Raw genomic sequence first — 23,366 nt, forward strand, 5'->3', positions numbered from 1 at the left:
GCTCCCCCCTCGTCGTGGACTCGATCGCCCAGCCCTCTACTTCGACGGCTACCGCCGCGCCCCCACGTACAACCCCCACCCCATCAGCACGTCGTCCACCCGCGTCACCGACAGCCCCGCCGCCGCGAAGGCCCGCTCGAAGTCGGCCGCCGAGTACAGCGACATCTCGTGCCGGTCGACGAAGGACCGCACACCGGCGTCGTCGGCGTAGACCATGTGCATGTCCACCACGCCGAGGCTCCCGCGCTTCCGCGACACCGACAGCCGCGTCAGCACCCGGCCGTCCTCCTCCCACGCGCCCGCGACCCGGTACCCGTCGAAGAACTCACCGGGCGCGCGGAAGTTCTCCACCATCACCACCCCGCCCGGCCTCAGGTGCGCCGCCATGCTCGCCACGGCGGCGTCGAGCCCCGCATCACCGCCGGCGTAACCGATCGCCCCGAACAGGCACACGACGGCGTCGAACCGCCGCCCCAGGTCGAAGCCGCGCATGTCGCCGACCGTCACGGCACAGCCGCGCCCACGGGCGATGGCGGCCATCTGCGGCGAGAGTTCGAGCCCCTCGGCGGCGAAGGGCTCCGAGAGGTACCGCAGGTGCCCGCCGGACCCGCACGCCACGTCGAGCAGCGCGGCCGCGTCCGGGACACGCTCGCGGATCAGTTCGGTGACGGCCGCGCTCTCCCCGGCGTAGTCCTTGCCGGAGTAGAGCAGGTCGTAAACGGTGGCCATGTCGTCGGCGTACATGCCCGCACGCTAAACCCATGCCGGGGGCGGCGACAGTCCTTTTCGTCCATGCGAAAGGCGCACCTCGTTCGAGACGGGGTGCGCCTTTCGGGTCGTTTATAAGCGGGTGCTCGACCGCGGCGAGGTGTCGCCGAAGAGCACGTCGTCCCAGGCCGGCAGCCGGTTGCGCGGCTTCCCGCCGGGCGTGGGCTCCGACTCGGTGTCGGTCTCGGTCCGGCGCGGCCGCAGGACGGCCAGCGACGGCACGCTCGGCGTGTCGCGGATCTCCACCGGCTCCGAACCGGGCAGGCCCAGTCCGCCCGAGGCGGGCTCGGGACGGCTCGGCGCGCCCATCGGACGCTCCAGGACGGCCCGAAGCGCGTCGCGGCGCAGCGGATCGCGCGGCGCGGTCTCCCGCACCGACGGGCGGCTTCCCGCCCCGTGCAAGGGATCGCGCGACGGACGCGAGGTCGGCGCGGTCATCGTCTGCGTCGCCGGACCACCGCCGAGACCCAGGCCCGTCGGGGACAGCCCGGCCGGGCCCTCCGTCGACAGGAACTGCGCCATCTCGTCATCGGGTCCGACCGTCTGGCGGGCCTTGTCGAGCTCCCACACGGCCTGCGCGGTCGCCTTGCCGCTCGGCCACGTCGCGATGATCCGCCACGTGCCGTCCTCACGGCGGTAGGCGTCCCACGAGACCTTGTCGGAGTCGACGCCGTGCTGCCCGAGCTTGCCGTCGACGATGTCGGCCAGGCGCGCGCCCCGGTCGGAGGTGCGCAGCCGGGCCCGGCGAGCGTGCTGCGCGAGCATGGCGCGTTCCTGCAGGACCGGACCGGCGTAGCGAAGCACCCGCGTCACCGGCACGCCGGCGTGGCGGGCCACGTCGTCGGCGGACTCGCCGGCGCGGATCCGGGACTGGATGTCGCGCGGCGAAAGGGTCACGGGAGTCGAGGTGATGACCGCGGGAGGCTCGTCGCCTTCGAGGGCGGTGCCCTTCTCGTGGCGGACGGCCGTGGCGATGCGCTCATCGAGCGGCAGAGTGAGAAGGCGGCCCACCTCGTCGGCGAGCACGAGGGCCTGACCGTCCTCGGAGAGGGCGACAAAACGTACCGGCCGCATCGCGCTCCTCCTCGCATCGGATGTCGCTTCAGGTCACATTACGCCCCACCGTACCGGCATACATCCGTGCCGCGCCGCCGCGAAAGGAAGAAGATCACCAATTTCTTCCAGACGTTGGTCACGCGATTCGATCCGTACGGATGTATCCCGACCTCGGCGGACCGGAACACCGCAGGTCATCACGGATGTGGACCACAGTAGTGCCGGAAACGTGATATCGCCCGCTGTTTAGGCGACGTAACGTGAACGTGGAGTCGAGGGGGCGATGCCATGACATTCGGCGCGCGACTGAACGGCCACCGCGTTCGCCTGGGTCTCACCCAGGAGCGTCTCGCCGAGCGGGCGCGGCTGGGTGTGCGCACGATCAGGGATCTCGAACGCGACCGGGTCGCCAGACCCCGGCCGAGCTCCATCGCGTTGCTCGCCGACGCGCTGGAACTCGGCGGACGCGAGCGCGGCGAGTTCGTCGCCGCCGCGCGCGGAGTCCCCGAGGCGCTGTCGGTGGCTCCCGACCGCTTACCCGCCGCGCCGCGCCAGTTCGTCGGGCGCGAGACCGAGCTGCGCGAATACGCGGCCGTCGCGCGCTCCGGGCCGCTGGTGATCACCGGGCCCGGCGGCGTCGGCAAGACCGCCCTCGGCGTGCGCCTGGCCGAGGCGATGGCCGCCGACTGCCCCGACGGGCGCGTCTACCTCGACCTGCGCGGCACCACCGAGCCCCTGTCGACGACCGCGGCGCTGCGCTCCCTGCTCACCGACCTCGGCGTCACCGGCCTGTCCGACGATCCGGCCGAACTCGCCGCCCGATGGCGTGCCACGACCACCGGCCGCGCCCTGTACCTGTTGCTGGACAACGCCTCCGGCGACGAGCAGCTCCGGCCGCTGCTGCCCGCGCGCGGCAGCGTCACGGTCGTCACCGGCCGCCGGGCTCTCGCCACGGGCACCAACCGGGCCCTGTGCCCGCTGAGCCGACGATCGGGATCAACGCTGCTGCGATCCCTGTCGGGCCAGGCGGCCGTCGACGAGAAGGCGCTCGCGCGCGTCGTCGACGCCTGCGGCGGTCTGCCGCTATCGATTCGGATGGCGGCCGCCCGGCTCACCGCACGCCCACAGTGGACCATGACGGAACTCGCGAGCCGCCTGGAGACCGTCGGATCGGGCATCGTGCTCGCCTATCGCTCCCTGACCGCGCCCTCCGCCCGGCTCCTGCGCCTGCTGACCGTCGTCGCGCTCGACCCCGCGCCCTGCTGGCTCGGCGCGCAACTCGCCGGACTGTCCGAAGTGGAGGCGGCGACGCGCTTCGGCGAACTCGCCGACGCCCACCTCGTCGAGCGGACGGCCTACGCCGAGGGAAGCCGCCGGTACAGGGTGCACGACGCCGTGCGCGCCTACGCGGCCGGCCGGCGGGCGCTCGCCGATCCGGCCGCCGACGTGCGCCGTGCGGTGGAGCGCGCGGCACGGGCCGTCGTGGCGATCGCGGCCGACGCGGAGCACGCGCCCGGCGCGGTCGTGGGACCGCTGTGGGCGCGGTTGCGGACCGAGCCGACGCCCGCGCGGCCCGGTTGGTACGAGGCCGCGATGGCGCTGCTTCACGCGGCGGTCGCGCTCGGTCCAGGGGACGTGGTGTGGCGGCTGGCGGCGGTGACCGCCGCGCATCAGGACCGGCGGGCGCTGCACGATGACCGCGGGGCCGCCACCGAACACGCGGTGCGGGCCGCCGACGGACTCGTGCCGCGGGCCGTCGCGGCGGTGACGCGCGCGGCGCACCTGCGCTGCGTGGGGCGGGCCGGGGAGGCCGTCGGGTGGTACGCGAGGTCGAGGGTGGCCGCGATGCGGCTCGGGGACCATCCGGCGCGGCTGCACGCGGAGCTGGGGATGGTCGAGGCGCTGCTGGCGGCCGGTGAGGTCGAGAGAGCCGAGCGAGGGCTGTGCCGGGTGCTGGCGGATCCGGCCGTCGATGCCGACGCGGGCGTGCACGGCGCCGCCCTGCGGGCGGCGGCGAGAGTGGCGGGGGCGGTGGGGTAGGGGGTTGTGCGACCCCCGGCGCTGACGTGGGGGCCCTGCCGATCACGCGCACAACGGGGTTCTCGCCACTGTGGACGGAGTCAAGGTCTGCTCAAGCTTTTCCGCCCGAGTACCAAGGACACTGCCCTCATCGTGCCCCGCCCTGAAGGCGGAAACCGAGGAAGGAGCAGGCCATGAAAGCCCTGACCGAGATCTGCGACCGTCTGGTCGCCGTGTTCGTCCCCCGAGCCACCGCCCTGGCCGACGAGTGCCAATACGTGTACCGGTGTGAATCGAGGGACTGCAACTCCAGCCCCATCGGCCAGCAACGGATGCGGCGCCTGGTATGCGCGAGTGGGCGCCTCACCTTCTGGGAGAACTACGGATGCTGCTGCTCGTCTCCGCTGTGCTGACGAGATGGCGGGCCGCAACGGCTCCCCGGACCGGCCCGCTGCCGTCGAAGCCGGCAGAGACCAGGCCCTCGGCGTGAACGTGCGGTAGCTCTCCGCCCGGCGAAACGACCACCCACCATCCCACCCCTTTGCCGACACGCCCTAGCGCCGGACACGCGCCCGCCCACCCTCGACACGACGTCCGGGGGTGGGCGCAGTGCGGCCCGTCACCCGGTCTTCACGCCGCCTGCTCCTCCGCGGTGCCGTCACCCGAGTCGCTCGCCGACGGCTCGGCCGGCTCGTCGACTGGCTCGTCGACGACCAGTTCGCTCAGGAACCGGCCGATGCGCGAGGCCTCGGCGGGCGTCAGGTCGGCGGGCAGGCTGAAGCTCAGCCGCATCCCCGGGCGCAGCTGGAGGGGGTAGTCGATCATCGACTTCTCCTCCTCCGGCTTCTTCAGCGGCTCGCCGGCCGCCCACGCGCGCGACTCCTTGACCATCCGCCGCAGTCTTCCGGCGTAGGCCTCGGCGGTGCTCGACTTCAGGTCGAGCGACTCCAGCTGGCTCCTGATCTGGTCGATGTCCAGGTCGTCGAGAACGGTGTCGATGGTGACGTCGGTGGCCTCCAGGACGCGCTTGAGCGTCGAGCGGGCCAGGTCGATCGACGTCCGCTTCAGCCGCCCGGTCTTGCCGAGCGCGTCGAGATAGACGAACAGGTCTTCGTACCGGGGTGCGTTGCTCATATGGCCACTGTATCTGTCTGAGATACATACAGCAACTATCCGGATAGATGGAGATAGGCGCCGGTGGGCTGGGCCGGCGCCTATCGGCTCAGGTGAGCAGGCGGTGGGCGTGGTCGAGGGTGTGCCGTGCGACCTTCTTCCCCAGCGCGATGCCGGCCTCGTCGGCGATCCGGGTGTGGATTCCCGACCAGACGCGCGCGTCGACGTTCTCCCGCGACGGCGTCGCCCAGTCGGTGTAGGTCCGGGTCAGACCCGGCGCCGAGGGGCTGCCGATCGTGTAGGGCCGCGCGCTCGGGCCGGTCAGGTCGGTGAGCACGGCCTCGGCGGCGCCGGAGTAGATGTTGTGCCCCGACACGTAGTCGGGGTGCGATGGCGTGTCGTGCAGCGGCGTCCACTGTGGATCATGCAGTGCCCTGATCGCGGTGACCGGCCGCCAGGTGCGGTAGTGGTACTTGGCGTCGGAGGTGGCGATCTGCGTGTCGACCAGTGCCACGTGGAACAGCCCCACCAGGCCCGTGCGCCAGGCCAGTGACCGCCGCGACTGGACCAGCGCGGCCCGCAGGATCCCGTTGTAGAGCACCAGGGAGGACCCGAGCCAGAACTGCGCGGTGGCGGTCTGCGCCGGCGTGCGCACCGAACTCTCCCGCGCGCCGAAGGCGCGCACTTCGGCGAGGTCACGGGTGTTGCGGCTTGAGCCCAGGGGCGGGGGAGGGGGCGGGCGGAAGCGGTCGGCACGAGAGAGCAGGAACGGCCTGGCGTAACGGGTTCCCGACTGCTGACCGCCGCCGAAGGCCGGCGGCGTCGGCTGCCAGACCCCGGGCGCGGGCGGGTCGGGGGTGAACGGTGCGTTGACCGAGGCCGGGTCGAGGCCGTCGCCCACGCGGTCGGTGAGCAGCGCCCGCGCCTCGGCGCTTCCTGTCGTCACACCGCGTTGCTTGGCGCGGCCGTCGGGAATCCGGGCGAGGGACGCCGCCAGGGCGGCGTCGAGATCCCCCGCGCGGGACGGGATCTGGTCGCGGAGCACTTCGTGGACGGCGGAGGCCAGGGCGGCGTGCTGGAAGTCGGCGTCGCCCGACCGGCGCAGCGCTCGGGCCGCCGCCAGCCAGCCGATCGCCCAGGTCCGGCTGTTGGCCACCTGGGCGGAGGCGCCCGAGGCGGTGATGACGGCGGCGGTCAGGTCGTACCACTCGGTCGCCGGGTCCACAGTGGAGTCGGCGGACGCGGTCTGCGGGAAGGTCGCGATGGCCACGGGGGTCAGGGCGGCGGCCACCACGAGCCGCCTTCGGGTCGTCTTGTGCACGAGGACTCCTTGGTCGAGATCGGGGCCGCGGCTCATGCCGCGACCGGGTCGGCGTACCTGTTCACGGGGCGCGCCAGTCCGTAGTGGTCGCGCAGGGTCGTGCCCTCGTAGTCGTGCCGGAAGAGCCCGCGCTCGCGCAGGATCGGCACGACCTTGTCGACGAACGCGGTGAGCCCCGACGGCAGCACGGCGGGCATGATGTTGAACCCGTCGGCGGCGCCGGCGTCGTACCACTCCTCGATCGCGTCGGCGACCTGAACGGGAGTGCCGGTGAAGGTGCGGTGCCCGCGTCCGCCGCCCAGGCGCCCGATCAGCTGCCGCACGGTCAGGCGCTCGCGCCGGGCGAGTTCGACGATGAGCGTGTAGCGGCTCTTGGCGCCCTCGATCTCGTCCTCCGAGGGCAGACCGGCCGGCAGTTCGGCGTCGAGGGGCAGGTCGGCGGGGTCGACGCGGAGGGTCTTGGCGAGCTGGTCGCGGGCGTACTCGGGGACGATGAGGCGGTCGAGTTCGGCGTCGAGTTCGGCGGCCTCGGCCTCGGTGTCGCCGATGACGGGCACGATCCCGGGCAGGATCTTCACCGACTCCGGGTCGCGGCCGAGGCGCGCGGCGCGCAGTTTCACGTCGGCGTAGAAGGACTGCGCGTCGGCGAGGGTCTGCTGGGCGGTGAAGACCGCCTCGGCGTAACGGGCGGCGAAGTCCCTGCCGTCCTCGGACGATCCGGCCTGCACGAGCACCGGATGCCCTTGCGGTGAACGGGGAACGTTGAGGGGGCCGGCGACGCGGAAGTGCGGGCCGGTGTGGTCGATGGGCCGCACGCGGTCGTTGTCGCCCCACACGCCGCCGGCCTTGTCGCCGAGGGCGGCGTCGTCGTCCCAGCTGTCCCAGAGCTTCTGCGAGACCTCGACGAACTCCGCGGCCCGTTCGTAGCGCGACCGGTGGGCGGGGAGCCGGTCGAGGTTGAAGTTGCGGGCGGCCTCGATCCCCGCCGTGGTCACGATGTTCCAGCCGGCCCGGCCGCCGGAGACGTGGTCGACCGAGGCGAATCGGCGCGCGAGGTTGTAGGGCTCGTTGTAGGTCGTCGACGCGGTGGCGATCAGTCCAATGTGGGTGGTGACGGCCGCGATCGCGGTGAGCACGACGGTCGGTTCGAGGGAACCCGACGGGCGTCTGCCGATGTCGCCCCACAGCTGCGGCGAGTCGGCGAAGAACACCGAGTCGAGCTTCCCGCGCTCGGCGATGCGGGCCAGTTCCTGGTAGTGCCGTACGTCGGTGGTCGCGTGGGGGTTGCTCTCCGGGAGCCGCCAGGACGCCTCGTGGTGACCGGTGCTCATCAGGAAGGCGTTGAGGTGCAGGGGTTTGCGGGTCATGTCCGGTCCTTGTCGTCGGCGCCCACGCCGAGCGCGGCGAGCAGTCGTGTGCGGATGCGGGCGAAGCCGGGGTCGGCGGGCCCGCGCGGTCCGTCGAGGTCGACGGCCTGTTCGGCGGCGATGTGTCCCTTGTGGAGGATCAAGACGCGGTCGGCGAGCGCGATGGCCTCGTCGACGTCATGGGTGACCAGGAGGACGGCGGGGCGGTGGCGCCGGTGCAGCGCCCGCAGGAGTTCGTGCATGCGCAGGCGGGTCAGCGCGTCCAGGGCGCCGAAGGGCTCGTCGGCCAGGAGCAGTTCGGGCTCCCGGACGAGGGAGCGGGCCAGCGCCACGCGCTGCTGCTCGCCGCCCGACAGCTGGTTGGGCCACGCGCGTTCCCGGCCGGCCAGGCCGACCTCGGCGAGGGCGTCGAGGCCGCGGCGTTTCGCGTCGGGAGTGCGCAGCCCGAGCAGCACGTTGGGCAGGACCCGCTGCCACGGAAGGAGCCGGGAGTCCTGGAAGACGACCGAGACCTTTCCGGGCACTTCGATCTCGCCGGCGCCGGTGACCTCGTAGTCGAGGCCCGCCAGAGCGCGCAGGAGCGTCGACTTGCCCGAACCGCTGCGGCCGAGCAGGGCCACGAACTCCCCCTTGTGGAGGGTGAGGTTGAGGCCGTCGAGGACCGTGTGCTCCCCGAAGGCGCGGTCGAGGTCGCGGATGCGGACGGCGGGGGCGTCGACGGCTAGTCGGCCAGGGTGCGTCGCCATGACAGCGCTCTCCTTTGGATGAGGCGGACGGCGCCGTCGGAGAGCAGGCCGAGCACGCCGTAGAGGACGAGGCCGACGACGATGACGTCGGTCTGTCCGTACGTGCGGGCCAGCTCCATCATGTAGCCGATGCCGCTGGTGGCGTTGATCTGCTCGACGACGACGAGTGACAGCCATGCCGAGGTGACCGCGAAGCGCAGTCCGAGCAGGAATCCGGGGAGCGCGCCGGGCAGGATCACGCGGCGGATGAAGGACGCGTGGCTCAGTTCGACGGTCTCGGCGAGTTCGGCGTAGCGGCCGTCGATGCCGCGCAGGCCGTTGTGGGTGTGGATGTAGACGGGGATGAGGACGCCGAGGACGATCGTGGTGATCTTCATGCCCTCGCCGATGCCGAGCCACAGGATCAGCAGGGGCAACAGGGCGAGGGAGGGGACGGCGCGCTTGATCTGGATGGGGCCGTCGAGGACGGCCTCGCCCCAGCGGCTCAGGCCCGAGGCGAGGGCCAGGACGGTGCCGATGGCGACGCCGAGGACGAGGCCGTAGGCGAAGCGTTCGGCGGAGGTGGCGAGGTTGTCCTGGAGGCGGCCGTTGGCGATGAGCTCGCCGGTGGTGGTGACGACGGTCCACGGTGCCGACAGGACGCGCGGGTCGAGGAGGCCGGTCGCCGAGCCGGCGAACCAGGCCGCGAGCAGGAGCGCCGGGCCGAGGAGGGCGCCGCCGGGGATGCGGCGGCCGGGGCCGAGGCGGGGGCGGCGGCGCAGGTGGGTTCGGGGTTTGGCGGCGGTCTTCGGACGGGTTGTCCACAACCGGGGGGTTATCCACAGGGAACGCCGTTCACGTTCGCCGGCCTCGCCTGGCGGCGCGCTACGGTCGGCCGTGGAGGGAGGAACGGGCGGCCCCAACGTCGTTGGCGCAGCGTGGAGGGCCCGTGCCTCTCGCGGGGTGGGGGCGCTCGCCGGGGTGACCGGCGCGTTCGGCGAACCGCTGACCGCACCCGTGCCCACCCCCGCCCCCACGACGCCGGTGGCACCGGCCGCTCCCGCGGCCGCGAGCACGACCTCCTGGTGCACGGGATCGGCGCCCGCCACCCCGTCGACGGTCCTCGTCACGTTCGCGGTCATCCCTGCCCACCGCTTCCGTACGCCTCGGCGCCGAGCTTCTCGTAGCGCCGGTCGTAGAGATCGTCGGCCTTGATCGCGTCGTTGCCGGTCTCGGCGGCGAGCAGGTCGATGGTCTCCTGGTGGCGCGCGATCACGTCGGTCCAGTCGGCGGGCACGTCGGGCTCGCCGGCGGCGTCGACGAGATACTGCCCGTCCTCTTTGGACAGACCTTGGTCGGCGACGTAGTAGCCGTCGATCCACTCCTGCGGGTGCTCGTAGACCCACTTCGTCGCCCTGCCCCAGGCCGCCACGTACTCGGCGATCGCGGCCGCCTTCCCGGCGTCCTCAAGGGTTTCGGTGCGCACGTACAGGTGGCTGGGGTCGTCGCGCAGGCCGTGCGGGATCGTCGTGGCGCCGTCGGGGCCGTACTTGGTCAGGTACCGCGAGATGTTCACGCCGCCGAGCGGTGCCACGTCGACCTGCCGGCCGGCGAGCGCGCTGGGATAGACGTCGCCGGTGCTGGGCAGCTCGATCAGCTCGACGTCCTCCTTGGTCAGTCCGGCCTGCTTGAGGACGCGCAGGATCAGCGCACCCTGCGCCTGCCCTGGGCTGTAGGCGATCTTCTTGCCGCGCAGGTCGGCGATCGAGGCGACCGAGACGCCCGGCGCGACGCCGAGCTGGTAGATCGGGTGTCCGATGGGGTCGACGCGGAACTTGGAGGCCACGATCTTCACCGGCAGCCCGGTCCAGGTCGCGTGGATGGCCGGGATCTCGGCGACCGCGCCGACGTCGAGGGCGTCGGCCCGAAACGCCTCGGTCGTCTGCGGGCCGCCGCTGATGTTGGCCCACTCGATGTCGAAGGAGAACTTGTCGAGTTCACCCGACAGCTGGAGCGCGACCTTCGTGGACGGATCGCCGACGATGAGCTTGGTGCCCTCGGGGACCGAGGCCGGCAGCGGCGCGTCGGCGGCGAGCGCGGGCCCGGCGGATTCGGCGGCGGAGCAGCCGGTCAGCGCCACCAGTGCGGTGAGCACGAGGACGGCGAAGGGGACGCCGAGCGGAAACCGGCGGGGGGATGGCGTTGACATGACGGCCTTTCGTGGTCAGGTGAGCGAGGCGTACGCGCCGCCGTGGTACAGCAGCGGTGAGTGGGGGCGGATGACGTCGGCGCCGGTGAGGCGGACGACGACGATGTGGTGGTCCCCGGCGGGGACGCGGTTCTCGACGACGCCGCGCAGCCGCACGGGTGCTTCGTCGAGGACGGGTTCGCCGGTGTCCAGGCGTGACCAGCGGGTCGGTTCGGCGAAGCGGTCGACGCCGCTGGTGGCGAAGCGGGAGGCGAGTTCGTGCTGTCCCCGGTCGAGGAGGTGGACGACGAGGCTGCGCGCCTCGGCGACGGTCGGCCAGGTCGAAGCCACTGTGGACAGTGCGAAGGTGACCAGCGGCGGGGACAGCGACACCGTTGTCAGCGAGGTGGCGGTGAATCCGGCGGGGCCTCGGCCGGAGTCGGCGGTGATGATCGCGACGGCGGCGGCGTGGCCGCGGAACACCGTGCGGAAGGCGGCCGCGTCGAGTTCGGGGCGGGTCACGGTGGTCACGCCCGCACCTCCGCTTCGGTGACGAGCGCGCGGACCGCCGGGGCGAACCTGGCCGCCCACGCCTCGGAGAGCGCGACGAGGTTCGGCAGCTCCTTCTCGGTGAGCGTGAGCGAGGGGACCGGGAGGCTCGCGCCGAGTTCGGCGAGGACGGGGCGCAGATGCAGGTCGGCGAGGAGGGTGTGGGTCGGCGCGGCGGCGATGGTGACCGGTACGGCGATCACGCCGTCGAGCGCGCCGGGGTGGAGCTGGTCGAGGAAGAGTTTGAGGAGGCCGGTGAAGCTGGCCTTGTAGACGGGGGTCGCGACGACCAGGACGCGCGCCTGCGTGGCGGCGCGGATCGCTTGCGCGGCGGCGGAAGTGGGCGGCGGGTCGGCCGCGCCGACGGCCGCGGGACCGAGGGTGGCGAGGTCGATGGTGACGGATTCGGTCGCGGCGCCGGGGAAGTGCGCGGCGAGGTCGACGGCGACCTGCTCGGCGGCGATGCGGGTACGCGACGCCGGTCGGGGATTGCCGACGAGGGTGACGAGGGGTGCGGATGGCATGGAGGTGCCCTCTCGGGTGGGTGGAAGGCGGGGCTGAGGGTGTGCGGGATCGCCGACGGCCGCGTGGATGCGCGGTGCGGGGAGGCTTTCGGCGAGGGCCGGGCGGCGGTGCCGGGCTTCGCGGCGGATCGGCGCGACCGGGCGGGTGCCGAACCGGCGACGGCCGGCGGCGGTAGGTCGGTGGGTACCGGACTACGGGCGGACGCGACCTCGCGGCTGGCCCAGGTCGGCGGCCGGAGCGGTTCTATCGACAGCGACAGACGACGCCGCGAGGGCGCGTCGAGACGACCGTTCGTCGCTGGGTGAACTCGCCGGCCAAGGTCATGAGAACGACTATCCGCTATTTCCGATCGGATAACTAGGGATTCTCGGATGTTGGGATGGCGGTGTGGATCACGGAATGGCGGGGGTGTCGGCCCGGTCGCGTTCATCCTCGTGAGGCGATGTCGACGCGCGCGTTGTGAGCCAGGCAACGCCTCCGAAAGCGGAGATGCATAAAGGATTCATATAAATCCGCTATGCTTCAGGCATGAGCCGCCGAGACGCCGCGCACGGCGCTTCCGATGCCATCGGATCAGCCCTCTACGCCCTGGCCACCAGGGCGGTGAGACGCCTTCCCCGCGATATGAGCCTGACGTCCGCCGCCACCTTGGCCACCCTGGACAAGACCGGCCCGCGACGGATCACCGACCTGGCGGTGGCCGAGGGCGTCACCCAGCCCGCGATGACCGTCCTGGTCCGGGTGATGGAGGAGTCCGGGCTGGTCGAGCGCAACGGCGATCCGTCCGACAAGCGGGTCACGCTGGTGTGCCTGACCGAGGCCGGCGCGTCCTACGTCCGGACGCGACGCCAGGCGGGCGTCGACGCGTACGCGCGGTTGATCGACGAACTCACCGGTGACGAGGTCGAGGCCCTGGCGGCTGCCCTTCCGGCGCTGCTGCACCTGTCGGAACTCGAAGGCCACGCCCGAGAGGAGTCGGACCGGTGACCGCGGGCCAGGCACACGACCAGCCCGTGACCACTGCCCCGACACCTTCCGAGGCGCGTCTGCTCGTCCCCGCCCTGCTGTTCATCGCCCTGGTCGTGGCGGCGGTCGCCAGCCTCGGGACGCCGCTCATCACCAGCGTGGCGACCACGTTCCACGTCTCCCTCGACAATGCGCAGTGGACGCTGACCATCGCCCTGCTCAGCGGCGCCGTCGCCACACCCGTCCTCGGCCGGCTCGGCGCCGGTCCGCACCGGCGGGCCACGATTCTGGTCACGCTGGCGATCGTCGTCGCCGGCAGCGCGCTCACCGTGCTGCCGCTGCCGTTCGCCTGGCTGCTCGCCGGCAGAGCGGCCCAAGGCGTCGGACTCGGTCTCACCGCGCTGATGATGGGCGTCGCCCGCGACCATCTTCCCGAGGAGCGCAGCGCGCCCGCGATCGCCCTGATCTCGGTGGTGTCCATCATCGGAGCCGGCGTCGGCTACCCGCTGGCCGCGCTGCTCGCCGAGTTCGGCGGACTGCGGGCCGCCTACGGCCTCGGCCTGCTCGTCACCGCCATCGCTTTCGTCACCGCGTGGCGGTCCATGCCCGCGGCTCCCGAAGGCCGCTCCGCTCACGTGAACGTGGCCGGTGCGCTCGCCCTGGCGGGCGGACTGCTCCTCGTCCTGTTCCTGGCCGGCCAGAGGAGCCTGTGGACCCGGCACCTCGCCGTGGCGGCGACCCTCGCCGTCGCCGCCGTGCTCCTGCTGTTCGCCTGGACCGCTTCCGAACTGCGGACCAAGACGCCCCTGGTCGACGTCCGGGCGGTACGGCACCCGGCGGTCGCCGGGGCGAACATCGCCATGTTCGTCGGCGGGATCGGCATGTACCTCCTGCTCACGCTCATCACCCGCTACGCGCAGACACCGCACGGCGCCGGCTACGGCTTCGGGCTGACCACTTTCGTGGCGGGGCTGGTCCTCATCCCGTTCTCCGTGCTGGGATTCGCCGCCGGAAAGCTCACACCGCCGGTGCGCGAACGGATCGACGGCCCCCTGCTCCTGGCCGTCAGCGCCGCCATCGTCGGCGGCGGGTTCGTCCTGTTCGCCACGGCCCGGTCCAACCTGGCCGAACTACTGGCGGCCATGGGCGTGCTGGGTTTCGGCGTCGGCGGCTTCTCGGCCGCCATGCCCGGCGTCATCCTGGCCGTCACGCCCAAGAGCGAGACGTCGAGCGCCATGAGCTTCAACTACATCGTCCGCAGCGTCGGGTACTCCCTGGGCAGCGCCATCGGCGGTCTGGTCCTGGCCGCCGGCACCGACACCGGCCGCCTCTTCCCGAACGAGGACGCCTACACCACAGCGGCGCTGGTCGGCGTCGCCGCGATGGCGATCACGACGATGGTCAGCCTCGCCCTCGCCCGCCGGCGCTCGCCCGATCCGATCACCGCCGGTTGATCGAGCCGTCCGACGTCGGCTCGCTGACCCACAGCGCCCCGGCCATGGGGCTGAGTATGTTTCCGATGATCGATACCGAAAACAGGAGAAACCGTGGCCAAGGGCTACTGGGTCAGCGTCTACCCCACCATCGCAGACGCTGAGGCGTTCGGTGTCTACAACGGACTGGCCGGTCTGGCCGTCGCGGCGGCGGGCGGGCGGACCGTCGCCCGCGGCGGCAGCCGGGTCGTGGCACATGAAGCCGGAATCGCCGAGCGCGTCGTCCTGGTCGAGTTCGACAGCTTCGAACAGGCGGTCGCCGCATACGAGAGTGCGGCCTATCAGAAGGCGCTCGCCGAACTCCCCGACGGCTTCGAGCGCGACTTCCGCATCATCGAAGGCCTCGACTGACGAGCGATGCCGTGTCGGGGAGGAACACGATGCCGGCTGCGGGGTCTCGGCCGACCGGAGAGCCGCTTCACCGCGAGGCTGCGCCCGGGTCAGCCGTGCCACGGGCCGACCTCAACGCGGTGTCACAGGCCCGTGATGGGATCACCGCCATGGAAAGCGAAGCGGCCATCGCGGAGCTGCGCGAGTTCTTCACCGAGTGGCTCGGGCCGAAGCCCGCTGCGGAGCTGACGCGCCTGGCGCGGCCGGGATTCGGGCTGACCGAAGCCGATCGCGCGCGGGCCACCGGCCGCTGGCGGCGCGAGGGCGTGGCCTTGCTGGAGCCGGAATCGCCGTGGCCGCACTGCGAGGACCACCCGCTGACCCTGCTGGCCGAAGGCTGGCCGGACCGCCCTGGACAGGTCGCGGCCGACGACATCGCCTTCGGCCACGGCGAGTACCCGACCGGCGGGAGCCCTCGGCACCCGAAGGCTCCCGGAGTCGCCGAACGGGACTGGCGCCACCTCCTCCAGCTCGGCGGCCCCGGCTGGCGACTCGGCGGCGAGGGCGGCTGGATGCACTGGTCGGTCCCGCGAGACGCCTTGTACCGGGCGGACTCAACCGCCGCCCGACCCACCCCGGACTTCTGGTGACGCCCGCCGCGACCGCGCACGAACCCCTGCCGTAGAACGGATCCCCATGAACCCCGACCATCACCGGGCCCTGCGCGACGCCGGACTCACAGACCGCCCGGCCCGCGTCCTCGACGCTCCCGGCGGGGGTACGGCGCTGCTGGTCGACGTCGCCGACGACGAGTTGCTCACCGTGTGGGCCCGCGCCCGCGAGGCGGTCGGGCGGACGGGCCGCTGGCCGCTGCTGTGCAACCGCGACGACGAGGACCTGTTCTCGCGCTTCTACTTCGAGGAAGGCGCCGGCGGCGCCGACAGCGACCCGGCGGCGATCCTGGCCCGCGCCGAGACCATCGACGTCGACGCGCGGCTCACCGAGCTGCGATCGCGGTTCCCTTCGGAGAACGTCGATCCGGTCGACTACGAGCGCTCGCTGACCCTCGCCGCGTATGGCGAGGCGCCCTCGGCGCAGGAGATCCGCGCGGCCGTCGGTGGCGAGCCCGCGCGGATCTCCGTCGAGAGGTACCTCTTCGACTGGGAGCGTGCCCGCGAACCTTTGGGCGAGCCCGATCCGGGCGTCCAGGACTGGTTCGGCTCGGAGCATCTCGTGTGCCTGGCCCTGCTCCCGACCGCGGTGCCGTGGGAGTCCTACGCCTACGTCCACGCCCTCGACGCCGCCGGCTGGTACGGCCAGGATCTGCTCGTCGCGGCGGCCCGCCGCTGGCACGAGCGCTTCGGTGCCGAACCGGTCGGTGCCTTCGGCGTGATGACCTGGCTCAAGCTCGCCCGGCCGCCGGCCGACCCGGAAACCGCCTGGCGGCTGGCGATCGAGCACGCCACGCTCGCCGAGAACACCCTCAGCACGCCGGGGATCCCGGTGCGCGCGCACGCTCGGCAGCTGCCCGCCCTCGACCGCTGGGTCCTGTTCTCGCGGCCGTGACTTCGACCTGGTCGCCGCTTTCGTTTCCTGGCACGGATACTGGCCGCATGCCGCGATTGATCAACGCCGTGCTCCCCCCGGGAACCGTGGCGCGACGCCCTCAACCGGTCCTCGAACTCGGCGACATCTTCCTGCGTCCCTGGCGGGCCGGCGACGCCGAAGCCGTCGCCGCGGCCTACGACGATCCGGGGATCCGGCGCTGGCACGCGCGATCGATGTCGCCCGAGGAGGCGCCCGGGTGGATCGGCGAGTGGCGGGAGCGCTGGAACGCCGAGAGCGGTGCGGGATGGGCCGTGGCCGACGAGTCGGGAGTGCTCGGCCAGATCGCGCTGCGGCGGCTGTCCCTCGCCGACGGCGTCGCCGTCATCTCGTACTGGGTGCTGCCGGCCGCTCGCGGGCGGCGCGTGGCGGCCAGGGCGCTCGTCGGGCTGAGCGCGTGGGCCTTCGACGAGCTGGGCCTTCAGCGCGTCGAACTCAGCCACTCCGTCGGCAACCCGGCCTCGTGCGCGGTCGCCGAGCGGGCCGGCTTTCCCTTGGAGGGCACCAAACGCGGCGAAGCCCTGCACACCGACGGCTGGCACGACATGCACCTCCACGCGCGGCTTGCCGCCGACCCCCGGCCGTAGTCAGAGCGGGAAGGCCCCCGCGCACGCCAGGTAGGCGCGCCAGCTGTGGCACGCGGCGACGTCGCCGTACCCCAGCCCGGCGGCGTGCCCGAGCAGGAAGTCTGCGGCGTCGACGAGGCCGACCAGGTCCAGCGCGAGCGGCAGCAGCTCCCGCTCGGCCGCTCCGAGCCGCCGGATCTGCTCGTACCCGGCGAGCATCCAGGCGGCGGCCTCGCGCGGCAGGGCGAAGTCGGCGCGGTCGACGGCGAGGTAATGGAAGGCGCGCGCGAGGTCGACGATCCAGGGCCCGCGCTGGAGCTCCCCGAAGTCGAGCAGCGCGGTGACCGTGCCGTCGGCGACGAGGAGATTGTGGCGGTGCAGGTCGTGGTGCAGCGGCCCCGACGGCAGTTCCGCGAGCGCGGCGAGCCCGTCGGCGCGCTGCCGGAGGAAGTCGCGCGCGGCGGCCCGCCACTCCTCGGCACCGGTGAGGGTCAGCGGTGCCGTGATGGCCCGGCGGAGGATCGCGACCCGGTCGACCGTGGCGACGCGCGGGTCGTCCCAACCGGCGGTGAGCAGATGGAGCCGGGCCAGGACGGCACCGCACTGCGCGGCGATCGCGCCGTCGATCTCCTCGGGCGCCGCACCGGCGATGAGCCGGAACACCGCGACCCCGGGCAGTCGCGGTTCGAACGGCGCCGGGGTCGGGAAGCCCTGCGCGGCAAGGAAGACCACGAGATCCAGTTCGGCGTCGACGGTCGGCACGTCGGCGCCGAGGTAGCGCCGGACGACCACATCGCCGTGGCCGGTGGCGACGCGGACGGTGTCGTTGTCGGCGCCTCCCGTCAGGGTGACGGCCTCGCCGAGCGCGACGAGGCCGTGGTGGGCGAGGACGGCGGTCAGGTCGGGCGTCACCACGGCACCGTAACCCCTGGCACGTCAGCCTTTCCGGCGCAGCATGACCGTGTTGTCCATGCGGATGCCCGTCGTCCCGTCGGGCTTGCGCTGCTCGCGCTCGTGCTCGGCGCAGATCAGCGTCTCCCACTCCCCGTCGGCGAGTTCGAGTCCGGCGACGGTCTCCTGCGGCGAGGGGAACTCCACGCCCTCGGGCGGGTTCTCCATCCAGGAGGGCCAGCCCGCGTGGCTGCCGATGAGCAGGATCCCGCCGGGCGCGACCGCGCGGGCCGCCGAGCGCAGGATCCCCTCACGCGGGAGACCGGCCGGGGAGTGCAGGAACTGCGCCGAGACCAGGTCGTACTCGCCGTCGGGGAAGGTGTCGCCGAGGTCGTGGCGCTGCCAGTCGACGCGGTCGGCGACGCCGGCCTCGGCGGCGTGCGAGGCGGCGCGGTCGAGGGCGACCTGGGAGATGTCGGCGGCGGTGACCCGCCAGCCCCGCGAGGCCAGCCAGATCGCGTCGCCGCCCTCGCCGGCGCCGAGGTCGAGGGCGCGGCCGGGCGTCAGCTTCGCGGCCTCGCGTTCGAGGACGGCGTTGGCCTTGCCGCTCCACACGTGCGGGCTCTCGGAGTAGCGGTCGTCCCAGTATTCGCGGTTGGCGTCGTCATGGCTCATGCCGCCATGGTGGGCGCGGTGGGCGAAAGCCGCAAACTTCGTTGCCGAAACGGCAAACTCAGCGTCGCCGCCGCTCCGGGGAGTGCTCTCCGGGCGCCGACAGTTCGGCGAAGACCTCGTCGGGGTCGTGGGCGCCGTGGAAGTGGACGTGCACGTACTTCCACTCCCACGCCGTCTCGGGCGCGACGAGGTACCTCGCCTCGCTCCACTGCTCGGCGACGACCGCGAGGGGTCTCCCCGCGGCCGCCACGACCCACGTCGCCTTCCCGCCGGAGATGTAGGCCAGGTAGGGCATGGAGAGGATCGTCTCGACGACCTCCCCGATGGTCGCGCCCTCGATGATCTCCAGGTGCGGTGCCCGGCTGTCGTCGCCCATCGCCACGCTGTCGCGCGTCAGTTCGATTCCCATCGGCGAATCCTAGAGTCACACCGCCCGCGACATGCGCTCCAGCAGCCTCGGCTCCATCCGCAGCACGACCAGCGCCGCACCGACCCCGGCCGCAGCCGCCGCCCACCACAGGAACGCCGGGCCGACAGTGGCGAACAGCACCGTCGTCAGCGCCGGGCCGACCAGCCGCGCCAGCGCGTGGATCCAGTTCATCGCGCCCTGGTAGCGGCCCTGCGCGCCCGCCGGGGCGAGGTCGGCGGCGATCCCGCCGTAGACGATCCCGACGACGACCTCACCGACCGACCACACCACCGTCGAGGCCATGTAGGTCCACAGCCCGCTCGCCAGTCCCGTCGAGGCCACACCGAGGCCGATCACGATCCACGCCGCGGCGAGCACCCGCACCCGGCCCAGCCGCGCCAGCCTCGCGTACAGGACCGGCTGGAGGACGACGACGAGGACCGCGTTGACGACCGAGACCGCGCCGAACACCGCCGGGGACAGCCCGTCGAGGCGGATCGCCAGCGGCAGCGCGAACTCGACCAGGCTGTAGGTCGTCTCGCCGACCAGCGCCAGCGCGAGGAACGCCATCATCAGCCGGTCGCGCACCACGACCCCGTAGCCGCCGCGCTCGCCGGCCGCGCGGGTCCGCGCCGCCGACTTCGGCACGCCCGCGAGCACGATCCCGGCGAAGACCAGGCAGGTCACGATGTCGATGGCGAACAGCAGCCCGTAGCCGCGCTCGGCGAGGAAACCCGCCATCGCCGCGGCCGTCGCGGCGCCGATGTTGATCGCCCAGTGCATCAGGCTGAAGGCCCGTGCCCGCTTCGCGCCGGTCACCACGCTCGCGACCAGGGCCGCCGCGGCCGGCGGGTACAGCTTCCCGGCGACACCGACCAGCAGCGCGGCGGCGATCATCAGCGGGACCGTCGGCACGACGTACAGGGCGCCGAGGCTCGCCGGGGCCGCCACCAGGCCGGTCAGCAGGGCACCGCGCGGGCCGATGCGGTCGGTCAGCCAGCCGCCGGCGACCGCGCCCAGCAGGCCGCCGAAGCCCAGCGCCGCCACGACCGTGCCCGTCGCCTCTTCGGTGACGCCCTTCGAGCCGAGGAAGAACACGATGAAGGGCACGACCATCGCGCCGATCCGGTTGGCGATCGTCCCGCCCGCGACGATCCAGAACTGGCGGGGGAGGCCGCCGAAGCGGCTGTCGACGGCGGTGCGCGCACGGCTCTTCGGGGGAGTGTCAAGCAACATGGGATGAGCTTCGGTTTCCCGTGATCACCGCAGTAGTGTTTTAGTCCCCGCTGAATGTTGAGGACCATTGTGCTCACCATCGAGTTCTCCGCCGGCGACGTCGCCCGCATGCGTTTCGCGCTGTCGTGCCTGTGGGAGGTCGCCAGCGCCTACCACGTCCTCCAGGGACCCGAAGGCCACACGGTCCTGCACCCCTGGGTCCGCCACGTCCGCCCTGCCCTCGACCGCGCCGGCCTCACCCCCAGGGGGGACAGCCTCCTCGCCGGGCTCATCCCGCCCGGCCCCACCTACGCGCCCGACTTCCTCACCCCGCCCCCGACGAGCCTCGTCCCCGACCTCGACCGGGAACTCACCGTCCTGCGCGCCACCCCGCACGAGACCGTCCGCAAGGAGATCGACCTCCTCCACTGGGGCCGCACACCCGCCGTCGAGGCCATGCACGACGACCCCGCCACCGGACTCGAACGCCTCGCCGGCGAGATCGGGACCCTCTGGGACATCGCCATCGCCCCCTACTGGCAGCGCATGCGAGCCCTCCTCGAAGCCGAGGTCTTCCACCGCGCGCGACTGCTCGCCGAACAGGGAGCCGAAGGCCTGCTCAACAGCATCCACGAACGCGTCAACTGGCACGAGAACACGCTGTCGGTCGCCAAGTGGTGCGCGGGCGCGACGACCCTGTCGGCCAACGGGCTCCTGCTCGTCCCGACCGTCTTCGTCTGGCCCGCCGTGCGCACCGTCCCCTCACCGGTCGACCCGCAGCTCGCCTACCCGCCCCGAGGCGTGGCGACCCTGTGGGAAACCGCCGCGAAGGCGCCGGCCGCGCTCGCCGCGGTGATCGGGAAAGGCCGGGCGCAGCTCCTCGTCGAACTCGACGCCCCGGCCTCGACGTCCGAGCTCGCCAAGCGCACCGGCATGACCGCCGGCGGGGTTTCCCAGCACCTGCGCGTGCTGCGCGAGGCGGGGTTGATCACCCCGCACCGGTTGGGGCACTCGGTGCTCAACGTGCGCACGGCCGCCGCCGACACGCTGCTGGCGGCGACGGCGAGCGCTGCTTAAGCCTTCCGCAGGGCGCTGTCGAAGTCGGCGATCAGGTCCTCGGCGGCCTCGATGCCGCAGCTGAGGCGGATGAGGTCGTCGTAGATGCCGACCGCCTCGCGTGCCTCGGGGCTCATGTTCGAGTGCGAGGTGCGCGCCGGGAACGTGATCAGCGACTCCACGCCGCCGAGGCTCGGCGCGACGAAGGGCAGCGTCAGCCCGGCGAGGAGGGCTTCGGCGGCATCGACTCCGCCCGTGAGGCGCAGGCTGAGCATGCCGCCGAAGCCGGACAGGAAACCCTTCGCGTGGTCGTGGTCCACGTGCGAGGGGAGACCCGCGTAATTGACCGCGCCGATCTTCGGGTGCGCGGTGAGGAACTCGGCGAGCGCGAGCGCGTTGGCGTTCTGCGCGGCGACGCGCAGCGCGAGGGTCTTCAGGCCGCGCGCGAGGAGGAAACCCGTGTGCGCGTCGAGGCTGCCGCCGTAGAGGTTGAGGGTCTTGCGGACGCGCTCGATGATCTCGGCGCTGCCCGCGATGGCGCCGGCGGTGAGGTCGGAGTGGCCGTTGAGGTACTTGGTCGCCGAGTGCACGACGATGTCGAAACCGGCCGGGACGGGCCGGTAGTTCACCGGCGAGGCGAAGGTGTTGTCGACGACGCTGACCAGGCCGTGCTCGCGCGCGAAGGCGACGACCTCGGGCATCCGCGCGACCCGCATGACGGGGTTGGCGATCGTCTCGACGTAGATGGCGCGCGTCCGCGGGGTGAGGGCCGCCTCCCACGTCTCCGGGCGCTGCGCGTCGATGAAGGTGTACGTCCAGCCCAGCGACGCGGCGCGCTCGACGAGGAAGTCGTGCGTGCCGCCGTAGAGGGCGTCGGCGACGAGCAGGTGGTCGCCCTCGGTCAGCAGCGTGTGCAGCGTCGAGGTGATCGCGGCCATGCCCGACGAGGTCGCCACGGCCGCCTCGGCGCCTTCGAGGGCGGCGAGCTTGCCGTGCAGGTAGTTCTGCGAGGGCGTCGAGTTGAGCCGCAGGTACTTGAGGTCGTGGTAGCGCGTGCCGGAGTCGACGGCGTAGACCGTGCTCTGGTAGATCGGGTAGACCACCGAGCCCTCGGGTCCCGGCCGCTGCTCGCCGGCGTGGACCGCCTGGGTCTCGATGCGCGGGTCGTCGATCATGCTTCCTCCTCGGTCGCCTCATGGTCAACCTAGGCAACCGCCGGGTGTCCGGGCAGTCCATTCCGGGCCGGGGTGGCCGGTCTTTGACCGACTCATCGACAGGTGCCGATCTTCGCGTCCGCCGCCGCGCGCCCGGCGGTACGCTGGCGGCGTGCCGCACCCCAAGCCCACCGCCGACAGCCGCCTGCGCATGGCGCCGCCCCCGCCGGACATGCCGATGACGCCCTTCGCCGCCACCGGCACCGCCATCTGGCTGATCGCGGGCCTGGTCATGTACCTGTTCTTCAAGGACGACCTCGACGCCGCCGGGAAGGGCTGGTGGATCAGCACCTGCTGGGCCGGCGTGCTCTCGGGGCTGGTCGGGACGACGTGGATGGTGCTGCACGACCGGGCGCGGCCGAAGGACTGAGCCGCCCGGCCCCGGCTCACACCACCGGGTCGTGGCTTCGGATGAAGTCGAGAACGAGCGGCATCACCACATCCGGCTCGTGGAACAACAGGTCGTGGGTGCGGTCCTCGATGATCTCCACCCGCGAGTCCGGGACGTGCGCCAGGATCCGGTCGCGGGCCTCCAGCGGCTTGCCGACCGGGCTTCGCGCGCCCAGGACGGCGAGCACGGGGACGTCGAAGGCCGCCAGATCCTTGTCGGTGAGGACCCGCGGCCACGGCAAGGTGCGGCGATACCCGACCGCCGCGCGAGAGAGGTCCACCTCCAACTCGGTCGGCGGCCGATGCGGCATCGCGAACTCGGCCAGACGGCGCAGGTTCCTCTCGGTCGGCCGCAAGCCCGCGCGAAGGAACATCAGCACCATGCGCCACGGCAGCTTCGTGAACGGGGTCGAGCCGTCGACGAAGGTCACGCTCGCCAGCCGTCGCGCGGAACCGTTGACGGCCAGCGCGGCATGCCAGGCCCCGTCCGAGTAGCCCATCAGGTGCGCTTTGGCGACCCCGAGCGCGGCCAGGACCTCGTCGAGCCAGGCGGCGAACTCGGCGGGGCCGGTGACCGGGGCGGTCTGCTCGGTGCGGCCCGGTGTCCCGATCGTGTCCGGCGCGATGACGGTGCGGTCGGTCGGCAGGTGGCCGATCAAGGGGTACCAGCACAGTCCGTTGCCGCCCATCGGAGGCAGCAGTACGAGGGGGGCCGCGTCGCCTCGGCCGTGGAGGTAGACCCGGGTCGATCCGAAAGCGGTCGCGACGTCCGTGGATTCGGGACGCTGCGGCCACTGTGCCTCGAACCGGTCGTAGTGCTCGAAGAACTCGGCGCGCGCCGGTGCGCTCGGGAATCGGCCGACTCGCCTGCTCATCTCAGCTCCTCCAGATTTGATGATATGACCATACCACTTAAATGATATGG

General features: G+C 72.4%; 26 protein-coding genes. 10 read left to right on the forward strand and 16 right to left on the reverse strand.

Features of this window, described 5'->3' with window-relative positions; all coding sequences use genetic code 11:
- Positions 1–48: 48 nt before the first annotated feature.
- Entirely contained in the window at positions 49–744 is a 696-nt protein-coding gene (locus AB0I28_RS06445; protein ID WP_357490142.1) for a class I SAM-dependent methyltransferase, read from the reverse strand.
- A gap of 96 nt (positions 745–840) precedes the next feature.
- Positions 841–1,842 (reverse strand): septation protein SepH, encoded by a 1,002-nt coding sequence (gene sepH / locus AB0I28_RS06450; protein WP_357490146.1) that lies wholly within the window; start codon positions 1,840–1,842, stop codon positions 841–843.
- Between the two features lie 270 nt (positions 1,843–2,112).
- On the opposite strand from sepH, the gene AB0I28_RS06455 reads away from it, so the two are divergent.
- The gene (locus tag AB0I28_RS06455) at positions 2,113–3,864 is read left to right on the forward strand and encodes a helix-turn-helix domain-containing protein (RefSeq protein WP_357490149.1); all 1,752 of its coding nucleotides are present in this window, start codon (positions 2,113–2,115) and stop codon (positions 3,862–3,864) included.
- A 173-nt stretch (positions 3,865–4,037) separates the two neighbouring features.
- Positions 4,038–4,256, forward strand: a complete 219-nt coding sequence (locus tag AB0I28_RS06460) for a hypothetical protein (protein WP_357490152.1) — start codon at positions 4,038–4,040, stop codon at positions 4,254–4,256.
- A gap of 217 nt (positions 4,257–4,473) precedes the next feature.
- Here AB0I28_RS06460 and AB0I28_RS06465 read toward each other — a convergent pair whose 3' ends face one another.
- From AB0I28_RS06465 to AB0I28_RS06500, 8 genes are all read right to left on the reverse strand, one after another.
- Entirely contained in the window at positions 4,474–4,977 is a 504-nt protein-coding gene (locus AB0I28_RS06465) for a hypothetical protein (protein WP_357490156.1), read from the reverse strand.
- An 88-nt stretch (positions 4,978–5,065) separates the two neighbouring features.
- On the reverse strand, positions 5,066–6,277 hold the full coding sequence (locus AB0I28_RS06470) for a vanadium-dependent haloperoxidase (protein ID WP_357490158.1): 1,212 nt from the start codon (positions 6,275–6,277) through the stop codon (positions 5,066–5,068).
- 32 nt (positions 6,278–6,309) lie between these two features.
- A complete protein-coding gene (locus tag AB0I28_RS06475; protein WP_357490161.1) occupies positions 6,310–7,644 on the reverse strand; it encodes an LLM class flavin-dependent oxidoreductase in 1,335 nt (444 codons plus the stop codon).
- Positions 7,641–8,390 (reverse strand): ABC transporter ATP-binding protein, encoded by a 750-nt coding sequence (locus AB0I28_RS06480; protein WP_357490163.1) that lies wholly within the window; start codon positions 8,388–8,390, stop codon positions 7,641–7,643. The genes AB0I28_RS06475 and AB0I28_RS06480 overlap by 4 nt, the downstream gene beginning before the upstream one ends.
- The gene (locus tag AB0I28_RS06485) at positions 8,366–9,196 is read right to left on the reverse strand and encodes an ABC transporter permease (RefSeq protein ID WP_357490165.1); all 831 of its coding nucleotides are present in this window, start codon (positions 9,194–9,196) and stop codon (positions 8,366–8,368) included. The genes AB0I28_RS06480 and AB0I28_RS06485 overlap by 25 nt, the downstream gene beginning before the upstream one ends.
- 311 nt (positions 9,197–9,507) lie before the next feature.
- The gene (locus AB0I28_RS06490; protein ID WP_357490167.1) at positions 9,508–10,578 is read right to left on the reverse strand and encodes an ABC transporter substrate-binding protein; all 1,071 of its coding nucleotides are present in this window, start codon (positions 10,576–10,578) and stop codon (positions 9,508–9,510) included.
- 15 nt (positions 10,579–10,593) lie between these two features.
- Positions 10,594–11,088 (reverse strand): flavin reductase family protein, encoded by a 495-nt coding sequence (locus AB0I28_RS06495; RefSeq protein ID WP_357490169.1) that lies wholly within the window; start codon positions 11,086–11,088, stop codon positions 10,594–10,596.
- Positions 11,085–11,630, reverse strand: coding sequence for an NAD(P)H-dependent oxidoreductase (locus tag AB0I28_RS06500; protein WP_357490170.1), 546 nt, complete (start codon positions 11,628–11,630; stop codon positions 11,085–11,087). The genes AB0I28_RS06495 and AB0I28_RS06500 overlap by 4 nt, the downstream gene beginning before the upstream one ends.
- Before the next feature lie 529 nt (positions 11,631–12,159).
- Between AB0I28_RS06500 and AB0I28_RS06505 the strand changes: the two genes are divergently transcribed.
- From AB0I28_RS06505 to AB0I28_RS06530, 6 genes are all read left to right on the forward strand, one after another.
- A complete protein-coding gene (locus AB0I28_RS06505; RefSeq protein WP_357490171.1) occupies positions 12,160–12,618 on the forward strand; it encodes a MarR family transcriptional regulator in 459 nt (152 codons plus the stop codon).
- Positions 12,619–12,644: 26 nt separating this feature from the next.
- Positions 12,645–14,051, forward strand: a complete 1,407-nt coding sequence (locus tag AB0I28_RS06510) for an MFS transporter (RefSeq protein WP_357490173.1) — start codon at positions 12,645–12,647, stop codon at positions 14,049–14,051.
- Positions 14,052–14,144: 93 nt separating this feature from the next.
- Complete coding sequence (locus AB0I28_RS06515) at positions 14,145–14,441, forward strand: DUF1330 domain-containing protein (RefSeq protein ID WP_357490174.1); 297 nt, start codon at positions 14,145–14,147, stop codon at positions 14,439–14,441.
- Between the two features lie 149 nt (positions 14,442–14,590).
- Positions 14,591–15,070, forward strand: a complete 480-nt coding sequence (locus tag AB0I28_RS06520) for a hypothetical protein (RefSeq protein WP_357490176.1) — start codon at positions 14,591–14,593, stop codon at positions 15,068–15,070.
- Positions 15,071–15,116: 46 nt separating this feature from the next.
- Positions 15,117–15,986: a DUF4253 domain-containing protein gene (locus AB0I28_RS06525; protein ID WP_357490178.1), complete on the forward strand. Its 870-nt coding sequence runs from the start codon at positions 15,117–15,119 to the stop codon at positions 15,984–15,986.
- Between the two features lie 47 nt (positions 15,987–16,033).
- Entirely contained in the window at positions 16,034–16,612 is a 579-nt protein-coding gene (locus AB0I28_RS06530; RefSeq protein ID WP_357490180.1) for a GNAT family protein, read from the forward strand.
- Here the strand turns inward: AB0I28_RS06530 and AB0I28_RS06535 are convergent, their stop codons facing one another.
- From AB0I28_RS06535 to AB0I28_RS06550, 4 genes are read right to left on the reverse strand one after another with little or no spacing between them, the layout of a single operon-like run.
- Entirely contained in the window at positions 16,613–17,503 is an 891-nt protein-coding gene (locus tag AB0I28_RS06535) for a phosphotransferase (RefSeq protein ID WP_357490182.1), read from the reverse strand.
- Positions 17,504–17,527: 24 nt separating this feature from the next.
- On the reverse strand, positions 17,528–18,157 hold the full coding sequence (locus AB0I28_RS06540) for a class I SAM-dependent methyltransferase (RefSeq protein ID WP_357490185.1): 630 nt from the start codon (positions 18,155–18,157) through the stop codon (positions 17,528–17,530).
- A 58-nt stretch (positions 18,158–18,215) separates the two neighbouring features.
- The gene (locus AB0I28_RS06545) at positions 18,216–18,566 is read right to left on the reverse strand and encodes a hypothetical protein (protein ID WP_357490187.1); all 351 of its coding nucleotides are present in this window, start codon (positions 18,564–18,566) and stop codon (positions 18,216–18,218) included.
- Positions 18,567–18,581: 15 nt separating this feature from the next.
- Positions 18,582–19,802 carry an MFS transporter gene (locus AB0I28_RS06550; protein ID WP_357490190.1) on the reverse strand — a complete coding sequence of 407 codons (1,221 nt, stop codon included), beginning with the start codon at positions 19,800–19,802 and terminating at the stop codon, positions 18,582–18,584.
- Positions 19,803–19,856: 54 nt separating this feature from the next.
- Here AB0I28_RS06550 and AB0I28_RS06555 point away from each other — a divergent pair, with 54 nt between their 5' ends.
- Entirely contained in the window at positions 19,857–20,858 is a 1,002-nt protein-coding gene (locus AB0I28_RS06555) for a DUF5937 family protein (protein WP_357490194.1), read from the forward strand.
- Here AB0I28_RS06555 and AB0I28_RS06560 read toward each other — a convergent pair.
- On the reverse strand, positions 20,855–22,012 hold the full coding sequence (locus AB0I28_RS06560; RefSeq protein ID WP_357490197.1) for an aminotransferase class I/II-fold pyridoxal phosphate-dependent enzyme: 1,158 nt from the start codon (positions 22,010–22,012) through the stop codon (positions 20,855–20,857). The genes AB0I28_RS06555 and AB0I28_RS06560 overlap by 4 nt on opposite strands.
- 190 nt (positions 22,013–22,202) lie before the next feature.
- Here AB0I28_RS06560 and AB0I28_RS06565 point away from each other — a divergent pair, with 190 nt between their 5' ends.
- The gene (locus AB0I28_RS06565) at positions 22,203–22,421 is read left to right on the forward strand and encodes a DUF2530 domain-containing protein (RefSeq protein WP_357490854.1); all 219 of its coding nucleotides are present in this window, start codon (positions 22,203–22,205) and stop codon (positions 22,419–22,421) included.
- A gap of 16 nt (positions 22,422–22,437) precedes the next feature.
- On the opposite strand, the gene AB0I28_RS06570 is transcribed toward AB0I28_RS06565, so the two are convergent.
- On the reverse strand, positions 22,438–23,316 hold the full coding sequence (locus AB0I28_RS06570) for an alpha/beta hydrolase (protein ID WP_357490199.1): 879 nt from the start codon (positions 23,314–23,316) through the stop codon (positions 22,438–22,440).
- Between the last annotated feature and the right edge of the window lie 50 nt (positions 23,317–23,366).

This window comes from Phytomonospora sp. NPDC050363 (assembly GCF_040655735.1).
Lineage (GTDB): Bacteria > Actinomycetota > Actinomycetes > Mycobacteriales > Micromonosporaceae > Phytomonospora.

Excerpts from the sequence above, each read along its gene's own strand:
- AB0I28_RS06445 (WP_357490142.1), bottom strand. The coding sequence starts at position 744 with ATGTACGCCGACGACATGGCCACCGTTTACGACCTGCTCTACTCCGGC.
- sepH (WP_357490146.1), bottom strand. The coding sequence starts at position 1,842 with ATGCGGCCGGTACGTTTTGTCGCCCTCTCCGAGGACGGTCAGGCCCTC.
- AB0I28_RS06455 (WP_357490149.1), top strand. The coding sequence starts at position 2,113 with ATGACATTCGGCGCGCGACTGAACGGCCACCGCGTTCGCCTGGGTCTC.
- AB0I28_RS06460 (WP_357490152.1), top strand. The coding sequence starts at position 4,038 with ATGAAAGCCCTGACCGAGATCTGCGACCGTCTGGTCGCCGTGTTCGTC.
- AB0I28_RS06465 (WP_357490156.1), bottom strand. The coding sequence starts at position 4,977 with ATGAGCAACGCACCCCGGTACGAAGACCTGTTCGTCTATCTCGACGCG.
- AB0I28_RS06475 (WP_357490161.1), bottom strand. The coding sequence starts at position 7,644 with ATGACCCGCAAACCCCTGCACCTCAACGCCTTCCTGATGAGCACCGGT.
- AB0I28_RS06480 (WP_357490163.1), bottom strand. The coding sequence starts at position 8,390 with ATGGCGACGCACCCTGGCCGACTAGCCGTCGACGCCCCCGCCGTCCGC.
- AB0I28_RS06490 (WP_357490167.1), bottom strand. The coding sequence starts at position 10,578 with ATGTCAACGCCATCCCCCCGCCGGTTTCCGCTCGGCGTCCCCTTCGCC.
- AB0I28_RS06500 (WP_357490170.1), bottom strand. The coding sequence starts at position 11,630 with ATGCCATCCGCACCCCTCGTCACCCTCGTCGGCAATCCCCGACCGGCG.
- AB0I28_RS06505 (WP_357490171.1), top strand. The coding sequence starts at position 12,160 with ATGAGCCGCCGAGACGCCGCGCACGGCGCTTCCGATGCCATCGGATCA.
- AB0I28_RS06520 (WP_357490176.1), top strand. The coding sequence starts at position 14,591 with ATGGAAAGCGAAGCGGCCATCGCGGAGCTGCGCGAGTTCTTCACCGAG.
- AB0I28_RS06525 (WP_357490178.1), top strand. The coding sequence starts at position 15,117 with ATGAACCCCGACCATCACCGGGCCCTGCGCGACGCCGGACTCACAGAC.
- AB0I28_RS06530 (WP_357490180.1), top strand. The coding sequence starts at position 16,034 with ATGCCGCGATTGATCAACGCCGTGCTCCCCCCGGGAACCGTGGCGCGA.
- AB0I28_RS06540 (WP_357490185.1), bottom strand. The coding sequence starts at position 18,157 with ATGAGCCATGACGACGCCAACCGCGAATACTGGGACGACCGCTACTCC.
- AB0I28_RS06545 (WP_357490187.1), bottom strand. The coding sequence starts at position 18,566 with ATGGGAATCGAACTGACGCGCGACAGCGTGGCGATGGGCGACGACAGC.
- AB0I28_RS06550 (WP_357490190.1), bottom strand. The coding sequence starts at position 19,802 with ATGTTGCTTGACACTCCCCCGAAGAGCCGTGCGCGCACCGCCGTCGAC.
- AB0I28_RS06555 (WP_357490194.1), top strand. The coding sequence starts at position 19,857 with ATGTTGAGGACCATTGTGCTCACCATCGAGTTCTCCGCCGGCGACGTC.
- AB0I28_RS06560 (WP_357490197.1), bottom strand. The coding sequence starts at position 22,012 with ATGATCGACGACCCGCGCATCGAGACCCAGGCGGTCCACGCCGGCGAG.
- AB0I28_RS06565 (WP_357490854.1), top strand. The coding sequence starts at position 22,203 with ATGGCGCCGCCCCCGCCGGACATGCCGATGACGCCCTTCGCCGCCACC.
- AB0I28_RS06570 (WP_357490199.1), bottom strand. The coding sequence starts at position 23,316 with ATGAGCAGGCGAGTCGGCCGATTCCCGAGCGCACCGGCGCGCGCCGAG.